We start from the raw sequence: 14,119 nt of genomic DNA on the forward strand, positions 1-14,119 counted from the left end.
ATGTGGGACTTCTCGACCGACGCGGACTTCCAGGAGAAGCTCGACTGGATGGCCACCTTCGTCCGTGAGGAGTGCGAACCTCTCGATCTCTTGTTCGGCCATGCGGGCGATCCGTACGACGTGGACAACCAGGCCGCACGAAAGATCCTCAAGCCGCTGCAGGAGCGGGTGCAGGAGGAGGGCCTGTGGGCCTGTCACCTCGGCCCCGAGCTCGGCGGGCAAGGCTACGGGCAGGTCAAGCTCGGTCTCATGAACGAGATCCTGGGCCGCTCCTATTGGGCACCCACTGTCTTCGGGACCGCAGCACCCGACACCGGAAACGCCGAGATCCTCGCGATGTTCGGCACCCAGGAGCAGAAGGACCGCTATCTCCAGCCCCTCCTCGACGGCGACATCGTGTCGTGCTTCTCGATGACTGAGCCGCAGGCGGGCTCCGACCCCAAGGAGTTCACGTGCCGCGCCACCAAGGACGGTGACTCGTGGGTCATCGAGGGCGAGAAGTGGTTCTCATCCAATGCCCGGTACGCCGAGTTCCTCATCGTCATGGCCGTGACCGATCCGACGGCCAGGGCCCATCAGCGGCTGTCGATGTTCATCGTGCCGAAGGAGACCCCAGGGCTCAAGATCGTGCGGAATGTGGCCACGATGCTGGAGCGTCCCGAGCTGGACGAGGGCACGCACGCATACATCCACTACGACCAGGTGCGGGTGCCGGCCGATCACATGCTCGGCGGCGTCGGCGAGGGGTTCACGGTCGCGCAGGCCCGCTTGGGCGGCGGCCGGGTGCACCATGCGATGCGCACGGTCGGCAAGTGCCAGCGGGCGCTCGACATGATGTGCGAGCGGGCCCTCTCCCGGCGCACACAGGGTGAGCTCCTGGCCGACAAGCAAGCGGTCCTGCACTACATCGCCGACTCCCGGATAGAGCTCGAGCAATTCCGGCTCCTGGTGCTGAAGACCGCCTGGGTCATCGACAACCAACCGCACGGCACAGCACGTGAGTACATCGCGATGTGCAAGGTGCAGATGGCCAAGATCTACCACGACATCATCCAGCGGGCGATCCAGGTGCACGGCTCGCTCGGCACCACGACAGAGCTCCCGCTCTACGACTGGTGGGCCGGCGGGCTGTCGCTCGCCCTCGCGGACGGTCCGACCGAGGTCCACAAGAACGGGGTCGGCAAGCAGACGCTCAAGGGGTACACGGCCGCTCCCGGGCTGTTCCCGACCGAGCACATCCCACCCAGGCTCGAAGCCGTCCGGGCCAAGTACGCCGACGTGGTCGAGGAGTTCGCGCTGTGAACGATCTGTTCTCACTGGAAGGCAAGGTCGCCCTGGTCACCGGCGGAAGCCGAGGACTCGGTCGAGAGATGGTTCTCGCCTTCGCGAAGGCCGGCGCAGACGTCGTGATCACGAGTCGCAAGGTCGAGGCGTGCGAAGAGCTGGCCACCGAGGTCCGGGCCATGGGACGGCGCGCACTGCCGGTGGGCTGCCACGTCGGCAGATGGGACGAGATCGACGCGCTCATCGAGCTCGCGTACGCGGAGTTCGGCAAGATCGACATCTTGGTCAACAATGCCGGCATGTCGCCTCTCGCGCCGTCGTCCGAGGAGACCAGCGAGGAGCTCTTCGACAAGGTCATCGGCGTGAACTTCAAGGGCCCGTTCCGTCTCGGCGCCGTCATCGGCCGGCGGATGGCCGAAGGCGGGGGCGGCTCGATCATCAACGTGTCGTCGAGCGGCGCATTCATGCCACAACCCAGATTCGGTCCCTACTCGGGCGCCAAGGCCGGGCTCAACGCCTTGACGTCGGTCTTCGCCCGTGAGTACGGGCCCACGGTGCGCGTCAACACGATCTCGGCCGGTCCGTTCCTGACCGATATCTCAAAGGCATGGACCGAGGAGTCGCGGCAGGCGACGCGCAGTGCGATCGGCCACCCGGGCCGGCCCGAGGAGATCGTCACCACGGCGCTCTATCTCGCGAGCGATGCGTCCAGCTACACGACCGACTCGCTCATTCGCGTCGACGGCGGCCTGTACTGACGTGACCGGATCCCTCACCGACCGGAAGGTCATCATCACGGGCGGCGGCAGCGGCATGGGGGCTGCGCTGACACGCGCATTCCCGGCGCTCGGTGCCGATGTCGTCTCCCTGGACATCGATGAGGAGTCCGGCAGGCTGACGGCTCGCGAGTCCGATGCCTCGTTCGTCCGCTGCGATGTGTCGAGCAAGGAGTCCGGCGACGAGGCCTTCGCCGCGGCCGTGAAGCTTCTCGGCGGACTCGACGTGCTGATCCACGCAGCCGGTATCGCTCCCGCGAGTCCTGCCGCGGAGACCGATGTGGCGGTGTGGAACCAGGTGATGGCGGTCAATGCCACCGGCACCTTCCTGACGAACGTGGCAGCCTTCGCTCACCTCCGGGATTCCGGTGGCAGGATCATCAACTTCGCGTCGGGCGCGGGGGTCAAGGGATATCCGCTCAAGGCCGCTTACGCGGCCAGCAAGGGGGCCTCGCTCGCCTGGATGCGCTCGATCGCGGTCGAGTGGGCACCCTTCGGCATCACGGTCAATGCGATCGCACCAGCGATCTGGACGCCCATGTACGACCGCACCCGCGCATCCATGTCACCCGAGGCGCTGCTCCAGCACGACCAGACCATGTCGAGAACCGTCCCGCTCGGCGGCAAGCTGGGTGACGCCGTGACCGATCTCGTGCCCGTGCTCGAGTTCCTCGCGGGCGACGGTGCCCGATTCATGACGGGGCAGGTCTTCCCTGTCGACGGCGGCCTGCTGATGATGCGGTAGGCGCATGAAGCGTTCAGATCGAGAGGGGCATCCCGCCGCTCACCCTGAACGTCTCGCCCGTGATGAAGCTCGAGTCGTCCGAGCACAGGTAGAGCATCATCGTGACGATGTCGTCGATCTCCCCGAGGCGGGGTATCAGCTGCTTGCCGTGAACGATCGAGTCGACGAGCTCCTGCGGCAGGTCGGCGATCGCATTCGCGGTGCGGATGAGCCCCGGCGAGATCGCATTGCAGCGGATGCCCGAGGCCGCAAGCTCGTGGGCGAACGCGATCGTCAAGCCTCTCACGGCCAGTTTCGAGACGCCGTAGGGAGATGTCGAGCCGTTGCTCGCCATGGAGGCGATGTTGACGACGCGACCGCCGCCGCGCTCCTTCATCGCCGCGGCGGCCGCGACCGTGCAGTTGACGACGCCCATCACGTTGACGTCGAACAGAGCGCGTACATCGGCTCGGTCCAGCACCGAGAACGGCTGGTTGTACTTGGTCAGGTGCAGGCCCGCATTGTTGATGAGGATGTCGATGCCGCCGTGCTCGGCCACGGTGGTCGCGATCGCCGCCTCGACCTGGCTCTCATCAGCCACATCGCACGTCACCGCGAGGGCGTCGATGCCCTCAGCCCGCAGCGCGGCGGCCGTCTCCTGAGCGACCGCCTCATCGAGGTCGGCCAGGACGACCGCCGCACCTTCGCGGCCCAGGGCCTCCGCGAAGGCCCGCCCGAATCCCATCGCGCCGCCCGTGATGAAGGCGACCTGGCCTGCAAAGCGGGTCATCTCACAGCAGCCCGAAGGTCTCCGCGTAGCTCTGCAGGGCGTCGACCGTCTGGGCGACGCTCTCCCCAGGAGGCTGCAGGACGAACGAGTCGACACCGGCCTCCGCGAGCCGGCCGAGGTGGTCTCGGTGCTCCTCCACGCTGCCGGGGCTCCTCAGGTACCTGCACTCAGGCGTCTGCACCTGGATCTGGATCGTCGTGCCATCACCCTGCTCGGCAACGGCCAGCTCGCGCACCTCGGCGACCCGCGCGGCGAGAGCCTCGATCGTCGCGAGCGCCGGGGTGCGGCTGGTCCGGGCGACCTCGGCGCTGACCATCAGGGGACTCCAGCCCTGGTTGCGCGCGGCTCTGCGACGCGCCAGTCCGCTGTTGCCGCCGATCATGATGGGGGGCCCACCGGGCTGCACCGGACCGGGAACCGAAGCGACTCCCCTGCCCTCGAAGTGCTTGCCCTTGTGGCTGAACGGCACCTCGGCCCAGAGCCCCCGCATGACCTCGATCGACTCGTCGAACAACTCATTGCGGTTGTCCATGTCGACGTTCAGCGCGAGGAACTCCGAGCGGAGATAGCCGGCTCCCGCGACGATCGACGCCCGACCAGCCGAGAGCCGGTCCAGCGTCGCGAACGCCTTCGCCGCGACGAAGGGATTGTGATACGGCAGGACCACGAGATACGTCATCAGCCGGATGCGCTGCGTGACGGCTGCGCAGAACGACAGCGACGAGAACAGATCGAGAGACTCGTGTCCGCCGGCGTCGAGCCACTTCTTCGACGGTGCCGGGTGCTCGGTGAACGCGATCGCGTCGTAGCCCCCGGCCTCGACCGCGCGAGCGATCTCGGTCATCCCCTCGGGGCCCACGAGAGCGGGGTCGTAACCGGGCGCACTGACGGGATACTCAACCGTGAACTTCATGCATTCTCCTCGAGGGCTCAGGTGTCAGGACTGCTGTGCAGCGCGGCCGAGCACGTCGAGCACATCGCTCGTCGTGGTGACCGTGGCCAGGAGCGGGAGCGTGTGCCGGACCTGCCAGTCGTGCGACTCCGTCGACGAGCCCGCGATGCAGTCCTCAGGGACGACGACGCGAAATCCGCGGTTGATCGCCTCGAGGCTGGCACCGGGGATGCCGACGTCGGTCGAGACTCCAGCGAGGATCACGGTCTCGATGCGCTGATGGCGCAGGTAGGCCTCCAGCTCGGTGCCATGGAACGGCGTCAGTCCATGTACCCGCCGGATGCGGATGTCGCTGTCGTGCGGCGTCAGGTCCGGATGGATCTCGGTTGCCGGCTTGCCGGCCACGATCCCACCCTTCTTGACCAGACCCCCGAGCAACAGGCAGGAGGCGTCGGTGCCCACGTAGTCCGGACGGGGCTCGATCGTCGAGTGGAAGACCGGCATGCCCCGCTCACGGCAGGCGGCGGCGACCGCGGCGATGTTCTCCACGACACCACGGCTCTTCGCATGCGCGGCCAGAGGCGCATTCGTGGCGATGTCCGGGTTGATCATCCCGTTCTGGCATTCGTGCATGACGAACGCGATGCGCTCACCCTTGTCGAGACTACGCACACTCATGGTCAACCCTTCGTCGATTCTGACATCGTCTTGATGAGCCCCAGACTTGCTCGGGCATACGCCTCGCGGCGCCGGTGGCCCACGAGGAAGGATGGCGAAGCCAGGTAGGCGACGTCCGCCGCCAAGGAGTCGCCGCGACTCTTGAGCGTGGACAGAGCGTCTGCGGTGCTGCCGCACACGGCGATCGCGTCGAGCATCTGATCGGTCACGGCTCGGGCCATGCCGTCGGTGTCGCCCGATGCGAAGGCGTTGCGGATCGTCTCGACCTGCGACTGCCAGCCGTGGTGCTCAACGTACGGATCGTAGGTCTTGACCGTGAGGTAGAACGCCACCATGCGGCGGGCGTCCTCGACCGCGCGCTCCGGATCGTCGTCGTTGACGGCCGTGATGACCCAGCCGTGCTCGACCGCCTTCACATCGCGCTCGGACTGGTTGGCGCCGCGCACCATCGCCGGCCGGACGATCTCGTCCCACCAGCTGCTGGTGAAGAGGCCGTGCCCGATGACTCCGTCGCCGACCCGCGCGGAAGCCGCGGCCATGCGCTTGTTGAATCCGGCCAGCAGCACCGGGGCATCGATCCGGCCGAGCACCGGCGCGCCGACCTTGGCGTTGATCTTGAAGTACTCACCGTCGTACACGACAGGCTCGCCGTTCTCGGCGTGCAACCAGGCCCTGACAGCGCCGATCAGATCGCTCATCCTCTCGACGGGGCGATCTGCCTCGACGCCGAACCAGTCCCGGTTGATCGTGTAGGCGCCCGAGCCCAGGCCCAGGAACAGCCGGCCGGGTGCGATCTTCCACATCGAACGGATGGCTGCGGCGTGCGCGTACGGTGTGCGCGCGAAGGCGTACGCGATGCCTGGCCCCACGGTCGCGCGCTGCGTCCCCGCCACCATCTCTGCCAGTGTCGAGTAGGCCTCGTGATCGACGAACTCACCGCTGCAGAAGTAGGAGACCCCCGCTTCTTCGGCTTCGCGGGCAACGTCTGCTCCGGGCCATGGCAAGCCAAACTGCATGTCGACACCTCTTCAATCGTTTAGACTTTTATACTATATGGCCGGGCGCGCAGTCCAGCGATGGACGGCCACGTCAAGACGTGAAGCGAGCTCGCCACCTCTCGAGATCCTGCGGCGAGGCGCCGTGATCGACGAGCCAGGAGCTCGCGCCCCCCGGCCAGTCCATGAATCGGGCGACGACGTGTCGGATCGCATCCTCGGGCGCGAGCAGCCATGCGGCGGGGATGTCGGGGCGGCCGGGCAGTGGAACCTTGCCCTTGCGCTTCCAGCGCGTCCGCAGCGACTCCATGTTGTCCGCTGTGACCACATAGTCCGCGACCACCGCCTCGGGCTCGACATCGGCCGCCAGCAGCAATGCAGCAACCGCGATCCCGGTGCGGTCCTTGCCGGCCGCGCAATGGATCAGCAGAGGCCCGTCCGCCTGTGCGGCCACGGCCAGGACCCCCGCGATCCGCTCGGGGACCGAATCGAGGATGTCGGCGTAGAGGCCCGCCAGATGAGGTGATCGTTGCGAGGTCGGCGCAGCCGCGTCATGCAAGGGGTGGTGATGCAGACGCGTCTCGCCGGTCCATGCGTGTCCGATGACATCCCGTTCAGCCTGGGAGCGCAGGTCCAGGACGGCTGCGGGCGGCCAGATCGGGACGTGGTCCGGATGTTCGTCATCGGGATATGGGGCGTCGCTGCGGTAGAGGACGCCCGCCTCCGTGACTCCCCCGCCGACGACCGGCAGGCCGCCCAGGTCGCGCAGGTTGACCAGCCCCTCGACGACCGTCATCGCCCGATCTCGTTGAACGGCACGTCCTTGTCGACCCGCGGCTCGGGCGGCAGCCCCAGCACGCGCTCCCCCAAGATGTTGCGCATGACCTCAGATGTCCCGCCCTCGATCGTGTTGGCCTGCGACCTCAGGAAGCCATAGCGCACGTCGCGCCTGGCCCCGTCGGCACCTCCGCTCATCTCATAGGTCTCGGGGTACAGGGCGCCGGCCGGGCCGAGCAGTTCGACGCAGAACTCGTACACGTCCTGATTCAGCTCACCCGCCAAGAGCTTGGCCGTGGAGCCCTCCGGACCCGCAGTGCCACCGGCTTTCGCGAGCTCACGCGCACGCACGTTCGTCAGGCGAAGCACCTCCGAGCGCACCCACAGACCCATCAGACGATCCTTCAGCTGCTCCGGTCGGCCCGCCTCCTGCCACAGTGCAACGGCTTCGCCGATCGGCCCTTGGCCGCGCGGAGTCATCCGGCCGCCGATCGCGACTCGCTCGTTCATGAGTGTCGTGATGGCGACCTTCCAGCCTTCGCCGACCGCCCCGAGCCGAGACGAGTCGGGGATCCGAAGCTCGGTGAAGAAGACCTCGTTGAACTCCGCATCGCCGGTCGCCTGGCGGAGAGGGCGCACCTCGACTCCGGGAGCATGCATGTCGATGAAGAAGTACGTCAGCCCCGCATGTTTGGGCACCGTCGGATCCGTGCGGGCCAGCAGCAGGCCCCATGTCGCCCGATGCGCCAAGCTGGTCCAGACCTTCTGGCCTGTGACAACCCACTCATCGCCGTCGCGGACCGCTCGCGTCGAGAGCCCGGCGACGTCCGAGCCGGCAGACGGCTCACTGAACAGCTGGCACCAGACCTCTTCTCCCGTCAGGAGCGGGCGCAGCTTCTGGTCCAGATCGTCCGGAGCGGCAAAGGCCAACAGCGTGGGAGCGGCCATGCCATAGCCGATCGGATTGACCGTGAACGGGTGCGGCGCGCCCGCATCGCTCAGGGTTCGGTCGATCAGCGACTGCAGCTCCTGAGGTGCGCCGAGACCTCCGCGCCCTTCGGGGTACGACACCCAAGCGAGCCCCAGGTCGAACTGCGCACCGAGGAAGTCACGCACGTCCGTGCTGGCTGGAGGATGCCCGCTCAGCAGGGTCTCGAGGCGTTGTCTGACCAGTTCTTCGAGCATTGGGGCACTCTTGTCGTCGATCAATAGATGAATGAGTAAACTATCACGTTGCTCTGGCGCCGCATGGGCGCGAGAGGGGTCAATTCGCAACGCGGACAGAAAGTACGTCAAGCAGTACAATCATCTGCCGGTTAATACTATATTGTGCGAAGAAGCCCTGGAGCATCGAGGAAAGAAGTGGTCACAGTGAGCAGCACCGACACACCCCCCAAGGAAGCCGCCTTCGGCGTACTGACGGAGGCCGCCCTCGAGCGCTCGCGTCAGCGCCTCGGCATCCCCCAGCCTTTGCACAACCCGCCCCACAACTTCCAGGTCACGTGGGACGGTTCTCGCCACTTCGCCTTCGGCTACGGTGACGACAATCCGCTGTACTGCGACCCGGACTATGCGGCGGCCACCCGTTGGGGCGGACTCATCGCGCCGCCGACCTTCCTCTACACGATGGGCCAGGACGCTGCCCCCAAGCCCGACCCCGAGACCAAGGCGCTGTTGAAGGGCGATCCCTTCGCGGGACTCGGCTCGTACCAGGCCGTCATGGAGTTCGAGTGGTGGCAGCCGCTGCGCGAGGGCGACCGGTGCCATGTCCTCGCCGCCCAGGTCGGCGTGCAGGAGAAGAAGAGCAGCTTCGGAGGCCGCACGGCCCACGTCACGAACGACTACCTCTACACGAACGGCGAGGGCGAGATGCACGCGGTGCGTCGCGGCACCTGGATCAACGCGGAGCGCCACACGTCCAAGGAACGCGCCAAGGAGAAGCTGGAGCTCAAGCCCTACACGGACGAAGAGCTTGCCGAGATCGACGCCTTGTATGAGGCCGAGACCCGGCGCGGCGCGGAGACCCGATACTGGGAGGACGTGGAGATCGGCGAGGAGCTCCAGCCGCGGGCCAAGGGCCCGCTCAAGACCACCGATGTCGTGGTCTGGCACCTCGGCTGGGGAATGCAGCTCACCCCGCCCGGATCGTTCAAGCTCTCGTACAACATCCGCAAGAAGGCCCCCGGCCTGTATCCCAAGAATGCGCTCAATGTGCCCGACACCGTCCAGCGTCTGCACTGGGAGCCCCTGCGGGCCCAGGAGCTCGGCCTCCCCACGTCGTACGACTACGGCGGAATGCGGGAGACCTGGCTCGTCCATGCCCTGACCGACTGGATGGGCGATGACGGCTGGCTCTGGAAGCTGCGCTGCGAGCACCGGAAGTTCAACTACATCGGTGACACCACGATCGTTCGTGGGAAGGTGATCGACAAGGTCCAGGTCGACGGCCGCAACGAGGTGCACGTCGAGGTGAGCTGCCACAACCAGCGCGGCGAAGTCACCACCCCGGGCACTGCAGTCGTCCTGCTCCCGACGAGGGACCAGGCCGTTGAGCTGCCCAAGCCGCCCGCGGCGACCCTGGACGGAATGGTCCAGCACGAGCTCGAGAAGTTCAGCGTCACCAAGTAGGTCCGGCAACAGCGCCGCGGACACACCGACGCGTCCGTCCGCGGCGCTGTCCCGTCCCCTTTCGAAGGAGCATCCCATGGACCTCGGCCTCTCCGGCGCGGCCGTGTGCGTGCAGGGCGGGACCAGGGGCATGGGGCGCGCCGCGGCCGAGTGCTTCGCTCGCGAGGGCGCGCGTGTCGCAGTCCTCGCCCGAGGGCAGGACGGGATCGACGAGACCGTCGACCGGCTGCTCGAGCTCGGCAGTCCCGACGCCTTCGGAGTCGGCACCGACCTCTCGGACGCCGGCGAGATCGACGAGAGCTTCTCCCGGATCGCCGACCGCTGGGGTCACCTGAACACCCTGGTCAATGCCGTCGGTGCGCCTACCCATCACCACCCTTGGCACGAGGCCACGGACGAGCAGTGGGGCCTGGCCTTCACCCTGGGCGTGCTGGCCGCCGTCCGCTGCGCCCGCGCTGCCCACCCGCTGCTCAAGGCCGCGCCGTGGGCCCGCATCGTCAACATCTCCGCCATGTCGACCCGCAATCACGGCCCCGGTCTGATCGAGTACACGGCCGGCAAGTCGGCCCTCAACTCCGCCGGGAAGAGCCTCTCGCTCGAGCTCAGCGCCGAGGGCATCTTGGTCAACACGGTGTCCCCCGGCGCGGTCCTCTCCGATCAGGTCCTCGCGAATCTCGCGAAGCTCCCGTCGGATCGACGGCCCGATCTCGACGATCTCGGATCGGTCATGCGCTACATGACCGCCACGTTCGGCACCCGCTCCGACATCGGCCGGGTCGGAGAACCAGCGGAGGTCGGCGCCGTGGTGTGCTTCATCGGCTCGGCCGCCAACAGCTACATGACCGGAGCCAACATCAATGTGGATGGCGGATCTGCCTTCTACGCCTAGCAGGAAGCTGAAGAATGACTGCACAGACGATCGATCAGGACACCCCCTTCGTTCCGGAGGACGACAACTATCACCAGCTCTCGGACGATCCGTGGGAGACCGAGACGACCTGGTGGACCTTCAACATCCCTGAGCGCCACCTGGGCTGCTGGCTGCATGCCGCCTACATGCCCAACAAGGGGACGGTCACCTGGCGCGTGTTCGTGTGGGATCCGACGGGCGCCGATCCTGGCCGGCTTGCGTACTACAAGACCATGCCCGACGTGCCGATGAGCCCTGATGTGGATCTGCGCGACATCACGTTCCCGGAGGGTGGCTTCAGCGTCAAGATGATCAATCCGTTGATGGATTACGAGATCACCTATCGCGATGATGCCGCCGACTTCGCGATCACGATGCAGCACCGCAGCGTGCACCCTCCTCACCGCTTCACGCCCGGCGAAGCACCCATGCTGGGCAGCCCGCACCTGGACCAGCTGGGCCACGTCACGGGAACCCTGACACTGCGCGGTGAGCAGATCCCGATCGACTGCCACACCGTGCGAGACCGCACCTGGGGCCCCCGCGGCGGCCATCACTCCCAGAGCCAGAAGAAGGAGCACGTCAAGGGCGTCTACCCGGTCAAGAATCCCGGCGGGCCGAAGTGGCGGGAGGTCGAACGCCAGCGCGGTCGCGGACGCATCCAGTACATCTTCGGCCACACCGACGCGACGACCGGATTCCTGGGGTTCGTCCGCCCGCAGGACGGCGAGGCCGACGGCTGGTCGCCCATGAACACCGGATGGCTGCTCAAGGACGGCGAGTTCCAGCGCCTCGACAAGACCAAGAGCCGCATGCGCAACTACCGTGATCCGCGCACCGGCTGGAGCGCGCACATGGAGGTCGAGCTGACCGACGTCACGGGTCGCACGATGCGTGCCGAGGGCTTCACGGTGAGCCACATGAGCGAGCGTGGCTCCGGATCGAATGCGTCGATGCGATGGGAGTACGACGGCTTGATCGGCTGGGGCGAAGACCAGGACGGCTGGAAGGTCGACCACTTCCAGGAGATGCTCCGCGCGCTACGCGCGACCCGGAACGACTGAGTCGCCGGCTGGAGTGGCGGCGGGATCGGGCACCGAAGCGGCCGCCCGACCCGGCCGCCACCACACTCCCGTGAGCGCGAGCAGGGCTGCGCTCACGGCGAAGGCGAACTCGACCGAGACGACATCGGCCAGCACACCGTCGATCGCCGCTCCGATGGGTCGAAATCCGATGAACGCGATCAGCCACAGGGCCATGACACGTCCTCGCAGGACGTCCGGCACTCGTTCCTGAATGAGGGTGGCCGCGGCCGTGAACGCTGCCATGAAACCGAATCCGGCCACCGCGAACGACGCCGTCGCCATGGGAGCCACGGTGCTGACCGCGCTGAGCACCAGCCCGACCGCCATGATCCAGATCCCCAGCGAGGTGATCGCGGCATGGCTGAGCCACCGGCCGAGCGGCGAGAGCAGCACCAGCCCGAGGAGCGCGCCCAGACCGAACGCGGACGAGAGCTCCCCCACCAGCCGGGCGGAGCCGCCGACGTGATCGGCCAGCGGCGGTGCCAGCGTGACCGAAGGCTCCGACGCGAAGCCGAGGGCCGCGGTCACCGCGAGAAGCATCAACAGGGTCCGATCGGACCAGACGTGTCGCAGGCCGGCCCTGACGCTGTAGTCGGTGGTTGCCAACCGCTCCGGTTGGGCCGGGAAGCGGATGAAGAACAGCAGGATCAAGAAGGCGAGCTGCGTGAACACGGCGACCGAGAATGCGGCGACTGCACCGAAGTGGACCGTCAGGAGCGCGCCGACGGCCGGTCCGGCCACCCGTCCGATCGTCATGGGCGAGGAGTTGAGCGCCATGGCCTTCGACAGCTCACCAGGACGGATCATCCGCGGGATCATCGACTGCATCACGGGTCCGCCGACCACGAAGCCGAGGCCGATGATGCACGAGGCGAAGAACACCGGCACGACATCGCGACCGCTGTCCGGATCGGGCACCAGATAGGCCCAGACCGCCAGGATGACAGAGCCGACGAAGCACAGCCCGCGCCCGGCCAGCACCTGCTTGAACGCGCTGTAGGTGTCTGCCCACTTGCCCGCGAGGGGGGTCAGGAGCAGCTGGGGCCCGAACTGGAAGACCGACACCAGCCCCACCATCAGCGCCGAATCGGTCGCCTCGAACACCACGATCGCCGCGACGATGCTCTGCACGAGCGTCCCGGTGACGGTGAGCAGCTTGCCCCAGAACAGCGAGCCGAACGATCTGTCGAACATCAGACCGACATAGCCCCGGGGCGGTTGCTCGATCACGGCTGGCCGGGACGGAGCTCGACGAACAGGCCCTCCGCATCGGCCACGAGCAGATCGCCGTCGCGGAGCTCACCCGAGATCACCCTCTTGCGGCCATCCTCCTTGACGTGCCTGGCCGTCAGCGTGAGCCGGTTGCCGATCCGCGCGATCGACCGGAAGTTCACCGTGAGGTAGGCCGTGCGGGATGCTCTGCGACCCCCTGCGTTGGCGAGGCGACCGAGCGCCTCGTCGAAGAGCAACGGGATCGTCCCACCGTGGGCAGCTCCGTTTCCTCCGACGAAGTACGGACGGAACGTGACATGGCCGGTCACGCTCTGAGCGTCCTGCTCATCTATGAAGAGCTGCGGGGTGAGGCTCTGGCCCCGGCCCTGGACCGACAGACGGGCGAAGAGCCGCTCCCGCTCGCTGACCTGACGGTCGGCGAGTCCTGCACTCAGCCGGTCGAGCGTGGCCGCGAGCTCGGCCGACTCCTCGGCCGTCGGACGGGCCCCCGCGACCCGATCGAGAAATGATCGCAGCGACTCGATCATCGACGCATAGCCGGCTTCCTCAGCCGTCATCGCAAGGTCCACTTCGGTTTGGCGAACCCCTCCCGAGACACCTGCGCCGTGCCGATGGGATTGCCGACGAGCGGATAGTTCCAGCCGGACTGCTGGGCGTCCTCCCGACCCATGTCGAGCGTCTCCCAGACGGCCTTGACCGTGCCCTGCACCGCGATGGGGGGCTTCGCCGCGATGATGCGGGCCAGCTCGTCGGCGCGCGACCACAGATCGGCGTACGGCACGAGCTCGGACACCAGCCCGATCTCTCGGGCACGCGCGGCCGACATGCGCTCGTCGAGCCCGATCAGCGCCCATCGAAGCGCCTCACCCAGCGGGATGCGTCGGGCGAGGCCGATCGGCTCGAGAGCCGAGACCATGCCGTAGCTGACATGCGGATCGAAGAACGTCGCGTCGTCGGCGCTGATGATGATGTCGCACTCGTTGAGCCAGTAGAACGCGCCGCCGGCCACCATGCCGTGGACCGCTGCGACGACGGGCTTCCAGACTCGGTTGTGCTTGGGCGCCAGGCCCGTGCCCGGATCCTCCTGGCTCCAGAGGTTCTCTGCCTTGTCGATGCCGTCCGACACGTCGACGCCGGTGCAGAATGCGCGGTCCCCCGCGGCGCGCAGCACGATGACGTGGACGTCGTCATCCAACCGGACCCGCGCCCACAGTGAGCGGAACTCGTCGACCATCAGCTGGTTGAAGGAGTTCAGCTTCTCGGGGCGGTTGAGCGTCACGGTCGCGACGTGATCAGCCAATGAATAGGTGATGGTCTGGTAGTCGGGCTGCTCGGTCACGTGTTCTC

General features: G+C 67.1%; 15 protein-coding genes. 6 read left to right on the forward strand and 9 right to left on the reverse strand.

What is annotated here, in order from left to right; genetic code table 11:
* The 3 genes from GEV26_RS09410 to GEV26_RS09420 are packed head-to-tail and all read left to right on the forward strand — an operon-like array spanning position 1 to position 2,805.
* Positions 1-1,302 (forward strand): acyl-CoA dehydrogenase family protein, encoded by a 1,302-nt coding sequence (locus GEV26_RS09410; RefSeq protein ID WP_153652828.1) that lies wholly within the window; start codon positions 1-3, stop codon positions 1,300-1,302.
* Complete coding sequence (locus tag GEV26_RS09415; protein WP_153652829.1) at positions 1,299-2,042, forward strand: SDR family NAD(P)-dependent oxidoreductase; 744 nt, start codon at positions 1,299-1,301, stop codon at positions 2,040-2,042. The genes GEV26_RS09410 and GEV26_RS09415 overlap by 4 nt, the downstream gene beginning before the upstream one ends.
* Position 2,043: 1 nt before the next feature.
* Positions 2,044-2,805 (forward strand): SDR family NAD(P)-dependent oxidoreductase, encoded by a 762-nt coding sequence (locus GEV26_RS09420; RefSeq protein WP_208430944.1) that lies wholly within the window; start codon positions 2,044-2,046, stop codon positions 2,803-2,805.
* A gap of 13 nt (positions 2,806-2,818) precedes the next feature.
* On the opposite strand, the gene GEV26_RS09425 is transcribed toward GEV26_RS09420, so the two are convergent.
* The 6 genes from GEV26_RS09425 to GEV26_RS09450 all read right to left on the reverse strand — a co-directional run bounded on the left by GEV26_RS09425 (position 2,819) and on the right by GEV26_RS09450 (position 8,125).
* Entirely contained in the window at positions 2,819-3,574 is a 756-nt protein-coding gene (locus GEV26_RS09425; RefSeq protein WP_153652831.1) for an SDR family NAD(P)-dependent oxidoreductase, read from the reverse strand.
* Between the two features lies 1 nt (position 3,575).
* Positions 3,576-4,487 (reverse strand): TIGR03619 family F420-dependent LLM class oxidoreductase, encoded by a 912-nt coding sequence (locus tag GEV26_RS09430; RefSeq protein ID WP_153652832.1) that lies wholly within the window; start codon positions 4,485-4,487, stop codon positions 3,576-3,578.
* A 24-nt stretch (positions 4,488-4,511) separates the two neighbouring features.
* Positions 4,512-5,144, reverse strand: a complete 633-nt coding sequence (locus GEV26_RS09435; protein ID WP_153652833.1) for a cysteine hydrolase family protein — start codon at positions 5,142-5,144, stop codon at positions 4,512-4,514.
* 2 nt (positions 5,145-5,146) lie between these two features.
* The gene (locus GEV26_RS09440) at positions 5,147-6,160 is read right to left on the reverse strand and encodes an LLM class flavin-dependent oxidoreductase (protein WP_153652834.1); all 1,014 of its coding nucleotides are present in this window, start codon (positions 6,158-6,160) and stop codon (positions 5,147-5,149) included.
* Between the two features lie 73 nt (positions 6,161-6,233).
* Positions 6,234-6,935, reverse strand: coding sequence for a tyrosine-protein phosphatase (locus tag GEV26_RS09445; protein ID WP_153652835.1), 702 nt, complete (start codon positions 6,933-6,935; stop codon positions 6,234-6,236).
* Entirely contained in the window at positions 6,932-8,125 is a 1,194-nt protein-coding gene (locus tag GEV26_RS09450; RefSeq protein ID WP_235908203.1) for an acyl-CoA dehydrogenase family protein, read from the reverse strand. Before GEV26_RS09450 ends, GEV26_RS09445 begins: the two co-directional genes overlap by 4 nt.
* A 162-nt stretch (positions 8,126-8,287) precedes the next feature.
* On the opposite strand from GEV26_RS09450, the gene GEV26_RS09455 reads away from it, so the two are divergent.
* The 3 genes from GEV26_RS09455 (at position 8,288) to GEV26_RS09465 (ending at position 11,518) form a co-directional block, all read left to right on the forward strand.
* Positions 8,288-9,544, forward strand: coding sequence for an FAS1-like dehydratase domain-containing protein (locus tag GEV26_RS09455; protein ID WP_153652836.1), 1,257 nt, complete (start codon positions 8,288-8,290; stop codon positions 9,542-9,544).
* A gap of 76 nt (positions 9,545-9,620) precedes the next feature.
* The gene (locus GEV26_RS09460) at positions 9,621-10,433 is read left to right on the forward strand and encodes an SDR family NAD(P)-dependent oxidoreductase (protein WP_153652837.1); all 813 of its coding nucleotides are present in this window, start codon (positions 9,621-9,623) and stop codon (positions 10,431-10,433) included.
* Positions 10,434-10,447: 14 nt separating this feature from the next.
* A complete protein-coding gene (locus tag GEV26_RS09465; RefSeq protein ID WP_153652838.1) occupies positions 10,448-11,518 on the forward strand; it encodes a DUF7065 domain-containing protein in 1,071 nt (356 codons plus the stop codon).
* Here GEV26_RS09465 and GEV26_RS09470 read toward each other — a convergent pair.
* From GEV26_RS09470 to GEV26_RS09480, 3 genes are read right to left on the reverse strand one after another with little or no spacing between them, the layout of a single operon-like run.
* Positions 11,495-12,733: an MFS transporter gene (locus GEV26_RS09470; protein WP_153652839.1), complete on the reverse strand. Its 1,239-nt coding sequence runs from the start codon at positions 12,731-12,733 to the stop codon at positions 11,495-11,497. The genes GEV26_RS09465 and GEV26_RS09470 overlap by 24 nt on opposite strands.
* A 32-nt stretch (positions 12,734-12,765) precedes the next feature.
* Positions 12,766-13,329, reverse strand: a complete 564-nt coding sequence (locus GEV26_RS09475; RefSeq protein WP_243838683.1) for a PaaI family thioesterase — start codon at positions 13,327-13,329, stop codon at positions 12,766-12,768.
* Positions 13,326-14,111 (reverse strand): enoyl-CoA hydratase/isomerase family protein, encoded by a 786-nt coding sequence (locus GEV26_RS09480; RefSeq protein WP_243838684.1) that lies wholly within the window; start codon positions 14,109-14,111, stop codon positions 13,326-13,328. The genes GEV26_RS09475 and GEV26_RS09480 overlap by 4 nt, the downstream gene beginning before the upstream one ends.
* Between the last annotated feature and the right edge of the window lie 8 nt (positions 14,112-14,119).

The sequence above is a fragment of the Aeromicrobium yanjiei genome, from assembly GCF_009649075.1.
Classification (GTDB): domain Bacteria; phylum Actinomycetota; class Actinomycetes; order Propionibacteriales; family Nocardioidaceae; genus Aeromicrobium; species Aeromicrobium yanjiei.